We start from the raw sequence: 9,281 nt of genomic DNA, 5'->3' as shown, positions 1-9,281 counted from the left end.
CAGCAAGCCCTAATTATATTTAAGTCCCTTCCTAAATTGGTGTTAACTGATGACTGTTCACAGATTAAAATCCACCTACTAATAATAGTTATCCTCTCAAACTCTTAACCTTTGCGTCTCTGCGTGATACAAATTCATTCTAAAGAATTTGGTTCAATAAACTGTCGATTGGCTCTCACAAAACAATTTCCTTGAGTTTTTCCTTGATTGTTGACTATCTTCACCCGCAACCAAGGATTACCCTGTGAGTCCCGCATAATAGGTTCTTGAGAGTTATTCGCACCTGCATTGACTTGGAGTAGCTCATCTGGTTGAAATTGCTGGATAACTCGTTGATTTAGTCCAGGGGCGCTACGGCAGTTTAGTCTACCACTACGAATATTAGTGAACCATGACAATAATATAGCTTGACTACCATCAGGAAATATGGTATAGGCTGAATTGTAGTCACCTTGACGATTAGGGGTGGGTGTCTGGCGTTGTTGGGCTAGGGAGGGTAGAGAAATGATACCAATTAAACTAGCGATCGCGATCGCTGACACAGAACGAACCATGATTTCAGCTGCCAACGTCTAAGATGTATGAATACAAACCAAAATATTCTTGTCACCCGTTAAGGCTTTTAATTATCGGCATTTCCCTTTTGACTTTTGACTTCCGCCCTGCGGCGTTAGCCTTTTAAAGCTTTTCTAAAATTGCGGCGATATGATTTATTAGCAATAAATAAGGCTGGCCATAGCAATGATAAACCCAGGCGGTTAGGTAAAGTTTGACTAAAATTAGTGCGGTCAAACCCACTCCATAACTTCCAAACACCACCGACATAAACCACAATTAAGCCAAAAACAATTAAGTTCATAATTCTCATCGACTCCTTTGGTAATTGAGAAAATTTAAGTTAAGCCTTACCATACCATTGAGATTATGCCGCACCGATACTGTTAAAAGTACGACATCTCTAATTATATCGACACCTGAGTTACTTCATGATACACAAAAACCAAGGACTCATGATTCCGCGTAGCGGTTTGATTGTCTTTGAAGATACAGGTTAAAGTAATGAGTAGATTTGCTTATTTCTTGCCAGATGCTTCTTAGGTCAGTTACTCAAATCCCAATATCCATAGCAGACTAAAGAAAGAATATCAAATACACTCTCACGGGTCTGTAAGCAGCATAAGCTGCAAATAGCTAAGGAGAATTTATGCGTGCAGTACTGATGGCTGGCGGTTCAGGAACACGGCTACGACCGTTAACTTGTGATCTGCCTAAACCGATGGTTCCTATTCTCAATCGGCCTATTGCCGAACATATCATCAATCTGCTCAAACGGCATCAAATCACAGAAGTTATTGCTACATTACATTATCTACCGGATGTTCTGCGAGATTATTTTCAAGACGGCAGCGATTTTGGCGTGCAGATGACCTATGCTGTGGAGGAAGACCAGCCTCTAGGCACAGCAGGCTGTGTAAAGAATATTGCCGAACTTTTAGATGAAACATTTTTAGTAATTAGCGGTGATAGTATCACAGATTTTGACCTGACGGGGGCGATCGCCTTTCATAAACAAAAACAAGCCAAAGCCACTTTAGTTTTAACCAGAGTTCCCAACCCGGTGGAATTTGGGGTAGTAATTACCGATGAACAAGGACATATTAGCCGCTTTTTAGAAAAACCCTCTAGCAGTGAAATTTTTTCCGATACTGTCAACACGGGTATTTATATTCTGGAACCAGAAGTATTAGATTATCTGCCATCTAACACTGAAAGCGACTTTTCCAAAGATTTATTTCCTTTAATGCTGGAAAAAGGTGAAGCCTTGTATGGTTACGTTGCTAAAGGTTACTGGTGTGATGTTGGTCACTTAGATGCCTATCGGGAAGCTCAGTATGATGCCTTAGATCGGAAAGTCAAACTTGATTTTGCTTATAAAGAAGTTTCTCCTGATTTGTGGGTAGGACAAAATACTTTTATCGCCCCCACAGCAAATATTGAGACTCCAGCCGTGATTGGTGATAATTGCCGCATTGGGGCGAGAGTCCAGATTGAGGCGGGAACCATTATTGGGGATAATGTCACTATTGGGGCTGATGCTAACCTGAAGCGGCCAATTTTGTGGAATGGGTCAATTATCGGTGATGAAGCCCATCTGAGCGCTTGCGTCATTTCTCGTGGGACACGTGTAGACCGTCGCGCTCATGTCTTGGAAGCGGCTGTAGTGGGTTCCCTTTCTACTATCGGTGAAGAAGCCCAAATTAGTCCTAATGTGCGGGTTTGGCCGAGCAAAAAGATTGAATCAGGGGCAATTTTAAACATTAACTTGATTTGGGGTAACACTGCCCAAAGAAATTTATTTGGTCAACGTGGTGTCCAAGGTTTAGCGAATATTGATATCACTCCAGAATTTGCCGTCAAGTTGGGTGCTGCTTATGGTTCCACCTTGAAACCTGGTTGTAAAGTCACAGTTTCTCGTGACCAGCGAAATATTTCTCGCATGGTGACTCGCTCATTAATTGCTGGTTTGATGTCTGTAGGGATTGATATTCAAAACCTCGATGCTACAGCGATTCCCATAGCCCGGACAGTTATCCCTACAATGTCCGTAGCTGGTGGAATTCATGTGCGAGTACACCCAGATCGCCCTGATTATATCCTAATTGAGTTTATGGATGCTAAGGGAATTAATATCACCAAAGCTCTGGAGAAGAAAGTTGAAGGAGCTTATTTTAAAGAAGATATGCGGCGATCGCAAATTCATGAAGTTGGGGATGTTGCTTATCCTAGCCAAGTCATGGAACGCTATTGTACAGCCTTTGAAAAGCTGTTAAATGTTGATACTCTCCGCAACAGTCGGGCAAAAGTCGTAATTGACTATGTTTATGCGGTGTCTGGCGCAGTTTTACCCCTGATGTTAGATAAATTTGGTGCTGATGCGGTGGTGCTGAATGCGAGTGTGAATAAATCGGCGATGTCAGTGACTGATCGGGAAGCATTGCTGACTCAGCTAGGTCATGTTGTGGAGGCGTTGAAAGCTAACTTTGGTGTGCAAGTATCGGCCAATGGGGAACAGTTGATTTTAGTTGATGAGTCAGGCTTTGCCATTCGGGGGGAGATTTTAACCGCACTGATGGTAGACATGATATTAACGTCTAACCCCAGAGGGACGGTAGTTGTACCTGTTCATGCTTCCAGTGCTGTGGAACAAGTCGCCCGTCGTCATGATGGTCGGGTAATTCGCACTAAAGCCAATCCTACCGCTTTGATGGAAGCTTCTCAGAAAAATTCTAATGTGGTGTTAGGAGGTAGTGGCGAAACTGGTTTTATTTTCCCCCATCTGCATCCGGGATTTGATTCCATGTTCTGCATTGCGAAGTTAATTGAGATGCTGACAATTCAAGAGCGATCGCTTGCTACAGCGCGTTCAGAATTACCCCGTGTAGTTCACAAAAGTTATACGGTTCGTTGTCCTTGGACTGCTAAGGGGGCGCTAATGCGTTATTTGGTCGAAACACACCCAGCCCAAAATTTAGAGTTAATTGATGGGGTGAAAATTTGCCAACCTTATGATGATAGTTGGCTATTAGTTTTACCTGATGCTAGTGAACCTTTAGTACATTTATATGCGAATAGTAATGATCGGGATTGGGTAGATGAAACTTTGAGGAACTACCGCACCCGTGTACAGACTTTTGTGGAAAGACAACAAGAATACCAACCAGCAGAGGTGTAAGTATTCAGTTATCAGTGGTCAGTTATCAGTTATCAGGCTGTTTACTGACTGCTGTTTTCATGTAAATCTCGGAGAAAGTAAAAAAGATGTGATTGGCGTAAAATTGAGTTAAAGCAGTCTTGATCATGAGGGTTAATAATGTGACGCAATCAACGCCGAAACGATCCTTAAGGCGAGGGCGCATTTTTCCTGAACTGACTTCAACACCAGAGGAACGGGCTAGACGTAAAGCTGAAGATGAAATATTTTATCGCCGTTGTCGCGCCATATTTGAGCGGGTGCGTCCTGATTTAATTTCAGAACACTATGGTTGGTATATTGCTGTAGAGCCAAATAGTGGTGATTATTTCGTTGATGAAGATAAAGAAGTCGCTAGTCAAAAAGCCCATGAGAAGTACCCAAATGCTGTACATTGTATGTTCTGCCTGAACGAAACTGGAGCTACTGGCAGAATATGATTCAGGGTATTTTTGGGAATGAGGGGCAGCTATTTTTTGAAATTGAATTTATTAATAATGATGGATTAAATTTGCCTGTGGATGCCCTTTTAGATACGGGTTTCACAGGCTTTATGGCAATTAATGAACAAGATTTAGATGGTCTTGATTGGTTATTTGTACGCCAAGAAATTCTGCGAACTGCACAAGGAGAAACAAATTTTAATATTTATTCAGGTAAGGTTTTATTGGATGGACAGGAGTATGAAATTCCTGTTTGTGCGGGGGATGAAATAACAGAGGTGTTATTAGGTTCAGAGTGGCTGAAAATTTTGCCGTTGGTTGTGAATTTTCAGGCTGGTATTTTGACTTTGGGTTAAGATTTAACTAACCGCAGAGGCGCAGAGAACGCAGAGGTAAGAGAATTGTGTTATTTGGTGGTGGTTGGTAAGTCGCGTAAGAAGTAAAAGCGATCGCTTTTCCAATCTTTTCCTTTTTCTCTTCCTAAATAGCCTGTGAGGGGTGAGGAAAGTTCTATGAGAATTTCGTGCATTTCTTCTGTTTCTAGGGGTTGTGGCGGATTAGAACCAAAATATACACCATGTAAAGTTTCGACTCCTATAAATTTATTACCTGAGTTTTGCAGATAATTTTTTACTAGCTGGATTATGTGCGATCGCAATTTTATAGATTGTTCAATTTTATCAATATAAATATTAACTTTATCATCAGCACCTTCACCAAATGGTTTTTCTTCCAAACAAGGTTTTAGTTTTAGCAAATCTATCGAACCTGAATGTATTGCTTTCAATTCAACCAATCTTTGTAGAGTTTCTGGACGAATGACGTTCATTTGATTACCATTAGCTGTTAATTCAGCATCTTTTGTTAATTCACCAGCAGCCATAATTATTTTAATACAACGGTTATACTTTTCTTGTAGATGCTTATAACCCAACTTAACAAGTTGTGCTGCTGTACCATCGGGTACTTTTTCAGATTTGGTAGCTTTACACTCACCAACTATGGGATATGGAGTTTCACAATAAAAGTCTAATCCCCCAGCGCCACCAGTACTATCTGGATTCAAACCCGAACCTGTAAAGCCTAACTTGAGTAATCCTCTACGAACTAATTTTTCAAATTTATGTCCATCACTAGAATTTCCCACTTCAGCAATTGTTTTTATCCAGTCTAAATCTGCATTAATAGACTGAGTTAGCGTCTCACCACTCCAACCTAAAAAGAGTTTAATTTCATTATCTAATTGCTGTACGGCTGGATATTTGCTGGTTATTTGTGATAATGCACTTTGTAATTCTTCGAGTTCTGGGTGTTTGGGTGGTTCTAGGTTTTGTAATTGGCGTTGACGTTGGGCGAAGATGCGATCGCTTAACACTGGTTTTGCTTCAGAAGCAGTAACATTAGATAAACCGATAAATTTACCTATTTTTTCTTTAATGTCGGGATTAACGGAAATTTCTTTAAATTCAGCTAAATTATAAACTCGCAAGTAAGCCACAAAAATATTTTGTTCTTGTCGTAGTTTCTCCTTTAGTGCTTCTGGTGTCCATATTGTTAATTGAGATAAAATCTCTAATTGCTGAGTGTTATCTAAAATTTGGCAAATTTCACATCTCGCCCAAGCCTTAATTAAAGCTGGAAATTCCGCCGGATAAAGTGCAAATTTCTCTCCTCGATTTAGAAATTTCCGAGCTAAAGCTGCAATTGTTCTCCCCTGTATTAACGCTTCAATATCAGGGGCGGGTAAACACAGCCCTCTCGGAAGTGAAAATATCGGATTCATGTGTAATTAGCTATAGATTTAGTTCAATGTAATCGTCAGTAGTAATAGGCTGAGGAATACTAATAGGTAATCCATCATCGGTTAAATTAGTAGGTTCTTGACCAGAAGGATCACTTAATATTTCTCGAATCAAAGGATTATTCATTGCTAGTTGCTTCTGCTGAATAAAATCCCATATTTGTTCTTCTGTCAATTCATAACTCTCTCTGTTACACCAAACAAACCAGATAGCTAAAAGAGGTTTAATATCTTGGCTTTGTAACCCTACCCATTCTCCACCTTTTTCTGTTAACAGTTTTTTCAACAGTTTTCTCGCTTGGGCTGCACCTGGACGAATTTGTTTTGAACGTACCAAGCAACCGCGAGTAAAATCAAATGTTTTGTAATCAATTAATCGCCTCAATGCAGCAGTGATTGTTCTACCATCTCGCTGAACGACATCTATTCCAAGCCTGAGTTTATTTCTTTTACCGATAACTTTGCCGATAATTTTGAAATCTATAAAGCCACCATTTTCTGCAATAGGCTCTATTTCTTCAATTTTTTCAATGATTACTCCTTCTACCGTTTTACCTAGTAGACTATTAAAAGCCAGCCAAAGAGCATCGGCAATTGTTTCTTCTTCTTCCATTAATGAATCAATAGAAGCTTCTACATTAGCTAACTCATTATCGAAGTATGGTTTAACAGCATGGAGATCGGATATCCATTGAGTATAATTTTCTTTGGTCGATCTCGTCTCTGTTTTTTCTGATTGTGTTCCATCAACAATAGGCTGATTGAAATTCTCTGCACACCACTTTAAAACTGCTCTAACAGTAGGTTTACCTTTACCAAATTCTCTCAGTTGCTTTTCATCAAAGGGGTAAAGGGGATGAGGCGGTGTTTGTTGATATTTTTGATAAAAATCTTGTAGCCATTGACCTACTAAGGCAACAATATCATCGGAATTAAGAAATTTTAATTCAATTGGTTGTCTATCAAATTGCTCACTTACTAATCTATCCATAACGGCTTCTGCTCGTGGTAATGCCCTGATTTGGTCATTCCAAGTTTCAGGATACATCGCCAATAGGAAAACACCTCTTTTGAGATTGTTATATAAATCCTTAACCAAGTTGGCAATAATTTGTGCTGCTGTGAAGCCATTTTCCGCAATATCAACAATATCTAACTCATCAAAACAAATCACCGGAATTTTATAATCACTAACTACGTCTAGAATTTGGCGAATATTATTTAATGCTTCAGATTCTCTATCTTCTTTGCGTCGATTTGGTAGACCCATTGCTTTAGCATCTTCCTGTGTCAATTCCAAGCCAGATAACCAGGAATTTGCATAATTAACATGATCTGGGGAGAGTGTCCACAAAATAGCCTGAATTATGTAAGGGTTACTAATCTCAGGTTTAACTTGCAGAATAACTTTTGTTAATTGTGCAACTAATTTATTTGAATATTTATTCAACCAAGTTGGGAAGTGTTTTATATATTGCTGCGGCGTATATTTCCATTCTCTAGATTCGTTAATTAATGCTGCTGCTATTTCTTGCCACTGCATCACATTTTGATTACCAAATGCTCTCAAACTAGATGCAATATTTTGTAAAACTTGAAACTTAATTTTATTTAAGTCATCATATTTACTCATGTAAATAAATAAGGTACTTTCTTCTGTTTGTAAATGATGACGAATGCGACTCATAAGATGGCTTTTACCTAAGCCCTTTTCAGCCGTAATCGTAATACCGACAGTTTCACGTTCTTTTTTACAAATTTGTTCTATTGCATAAAATACTGCATCAGAAGCATGAGCATTAATCGAGGGAACATCAGGAAAACTTTTACCCCATATTTGCTGAGGTCTAACAACAATATGTCCTGCAAATGGGTTATGTTCTTGAATCAGTTGATCAATGGTAGATGTGTTAGCAGTCATGGTAATTTGAAGTTAAGGTGTGAAGGAACAAACAATTTAGATACGCTTTGCGTAGCAGCGCAAGCCATCAAGTGCTGTTTTTATAGAATCTTCTATCTTGTCGGGTGCGCTATCTTCTACTGTTCCCCCTTGCAGTTGAAAAATATCATCAGCTTGCATTTCCAGGAGAAAATCATTAAATTCTGTACGATTAACTCGTTCTCCTATTGTTCTTCTAATACGATAAATAGGCACTAAATTATTAAAGCTATATTCATAGTTCAGCTTGTCGTAGACTTCCAATGCGACAGATTTAAACTCGTCGTAAGAAGCGATTTTTGCAGTGTCTACCCCGTTCACTGGTGCAGATGTACCAACACTTACATCTATTTGACTAATCCACCGCACTAACGCATTCGCCGCCCAAGTACCAACAATAGTCCCTTCAAACTTAAAATCACCACTTCTCAAACCCTCACCTAGAACCTCCAAACCCTTGGGAGAGGTTAGAGAATATCCAGTTTTAGAAATTGCGATCGCCCCTTGTGCCTCTAACTCTTCAAATATATGCTTAAAATCTGCTACCTTCTTACCCTTAGATATAATCCGCTTTGTGAGTTGACCTTTTTTTACTTCCTGCTGTGTTCCTCCCAAATCCCACAAAGCCAGCAGCAGACGTGTTTTAGCTTGGGTAGCCTGTAAAAGATTTTGTCCCGCACCCATACCATGTATCCTATTAGACTAATAATAATTATTATCATAGTCTGATTTGATCAATTTTGCTATGAAAATATCATTGTTTATTTACTCGCTATTTATGAGAAATAGCTAACTTCATTAATTAAAATAACTTAAATATATAACAGTATTTCTTAGATAAAATTCACATAAATTATAAATATCAAATAGCTCAGAAAATTAGAAATCACGGAACCACCCACGCCAAAGCATTAATTTTTCTTAGTCCGCGTAGGTGGTCACTGAGCTTGTCGAAGTGCGGACTTTGTTTGTGTAGCTGCGTTCGCCCTTGGCGTTGCGTTAGCAATATTCTAATCGCCTGATTAAATCATTATTGCATCGCCAAAATTTCCTGCGCCCTATTCATATTATCCCGCACAGATTGCGCCGAAATCTGCAAAGCTTCCCTTTCCCCATCGGTGAGATGCAATTCTAAAATCTTCTCAACTCCACCGCAACCCAAACGACAAGGAACGCCAATCACAATATCATCTAAACCGTATTCACCTTGTAAATATGTCGCCACAGGTAACAACCGCGACTGATTCAACAAAATAGATTCCACCATCACACTCGCAGCCGAAGCAGGGGCAAAAAATGCCCCCCCAGTCCGCATCAATTCCACAATTTCCGCACCCCCGTTGCGGG

At 39.6% G+C, this 9,281-nt stretch carries 8 protein-coding genes and 1 pseudogene; 3 read left to right on the top strand and 6 right to left on the bottom strand.

The genetic code is table 11. The features are described from left to right. Window positions 1–134: 134 nt before the first annotated feature. Window positions 135–554 (bottom strand): SH3 domain-containing protein, encoded by a 420-nt coding sequence (locus tag VB654_RS03245; protein WP_323211999.1) that lies wholly within the window; start codon window positions 552–554, stop codon window positions 135–137. A 116-nt stretch (window positions 555–670) separates the two neighbouring features. Beyond that, complete coding sequence (locus tag VB654_RS03240) at window positions 671–859, bottom strand: hypothetical protein (RefSeq protein ID WP_323211998.1); 189 nt, start codon at window positions 857–859, stop codon at window positions 671–673. A 345-nt stretch (window positions 860–1,204) separates the two neighbouring features. Here VB654_RS03240 and VB654_RS03235 point away from each other — a divergent pair, with 345 nt between their 5' ends. The 3 genes from VB654_RS03235 (at window position 1,205) to VB654_RS03225 (ending at window position 4,550) form a co-directional block, all read left to right on the top strand. Beyond that, a complete protein-coding gene (locus VB654_RS03235) occupies window positions 1,205–3,733 on the top strand; it encodes a mannose-1-phosphate guanyltransferase (RefSeq protein WP_323211997.1) in 2,529 nt (842 codons plus the stop codon). Window positions 3,734–3,858: 125 nt separating this feature from the next. After that, window positions 3,859–4,191: a hypothetical protein gene (locus VB654_RS03230; protein WP_323211996.1), complete on the top strand. Its 333-nt coding sequence runs from the start codon at window positions 3,859–3,861 to the stop codon at window positions 4,189–4,191. Further along, complete coding sequence (locus VB654_RS03225) at window positions 4,188–4,550, top strand: aspartyl protease (RefSeq protein ID WP_323211995.1); 363 nt, start codon at window positions 4,188–4,190, stop codon at window positions 4,548–4,550. The genes VB654_RS03230 and VB654_RS03225 overlap by 4 nt, the downstream gene beginning before the upstream one ends. A 50-nt stretch (window positions 4,551–4,600) precedes the next feature. Here VB654_RS03225 and VB654_RS03220 read toward each other — a convergent pair whose 3' ends face one another. The 4 genes and pseudogenes from VB654_RS03220 to VB654_RS03205 all read right to left on the bottom strand — a co-directional run. Then, entirely contained in the window at window positions 4,601–5,977 is a 1,377-nt protein-coding gene (locus tag VB654_RS03220; RefSeq protein WP_323211994.1) for a DUF1802 family protein, read from the bottom strand. A gap of 10 nt (window positions 5,978–5,987) precedes the next feature. Further along, window positions 5,988–7,916: a hypothetical protein gene (locus tag VB654_RS03215; protein WP_323211993.1), complete on the bottom strand. Its 1,929-nt coding sequence runs from the start codon at window positions 7,914–7,916 to the stop codon at window positions 5,988–5,990. Window positions 7,917–7,952: 36 nt separating this feature from the next. Then, complete coding sequence (locus tag VB654_RS03210; protein ID WP_323211991.1) at window positions 7,953–8,618, bottom strand: hypothetical protein; 666 nt, start codon at window positions 8,616–8,618, stop codon at window positions 7,953–7,955. Window positions 8,619–8,964: 346 nt separating this feature from the next. Beyond that, window positions 8,965–9,281: pseudogene (locus tag VB654_RS03205) on the bottom strand (malate dehydrogenase); the annotation flags it as partial.

Origin of the sequence: Nodularia sp. UHCC 0506, from assembly GCF_034931045.1 — a bacterium.
GTDB lineage: Bacteria > Cyanobacteriota > Cyanobacteriia > Cyanobacteriales > Nostocaceae > Nodularia.
This window is presented reverse-complemented; position numbering and strand designations above follow the sequence as displayed.

Excerpts from the sequence above, each read along its gene's own strand:
- VB654_RS03245 (WP_323211999.1), bottom strand. The coding sequence starts at position 554 with ATGGTTCGTTCTGTGTCAGCGATCGCGATCGCTAGTTTAATTGGTATC.
- VB654_RS03240 (WP_323211998.1), bottom strand. The coding sequence starts at position 859 with ATGAACTTAATTGTTTTTGGCTTAATTGTGGTTTATGTCGGTGGTGTT.
- VB654_RS03235 (WP_323211997.1), top strand. The coding sequence starts at position 1,205 with ATGCGTGCAGTACTGATGGCTGGCGGTTCAGGAACACGGCTACGACCG.
- VB654_RS03230 (WP_323211996.1), top strand. The coding sequence starts at position 3,859 with ATGAGGGTTAATAATGTGACGCAATCAACGCCGAAACGATCCTTAAGG.
- VB654_RS03225 (WP_323211995.1), top strand. The coding sequence starts at position 4,188 with ATGATTCAGGGTATTTTTGGGAATGAGGGGCAGCTATTTTTTGAAATT.
- VB654_RS03220 (WP_323211994.1), bottom strand. The coding sequence starts at position 5,977 with ATGAATCCGATATTTTCACTTCCGAGAGGGCTGTGTTTACCCGCCCCT.
- VB654_RS03215 (WP_323211993.1), bottom strand. The coding sequence starts at position 7,916 with ATGACTGCTAACACATCTACCATTGATCAACTGATTCAAGAACATAAC.
- VB654_RS03210 (WP_323211991.1), bottom strand. The coding sequence starts at position 8,618 with ATGGGTGCGGGACAAAATCTTTTACAGGCTACCCAAGCTAAAACACGT.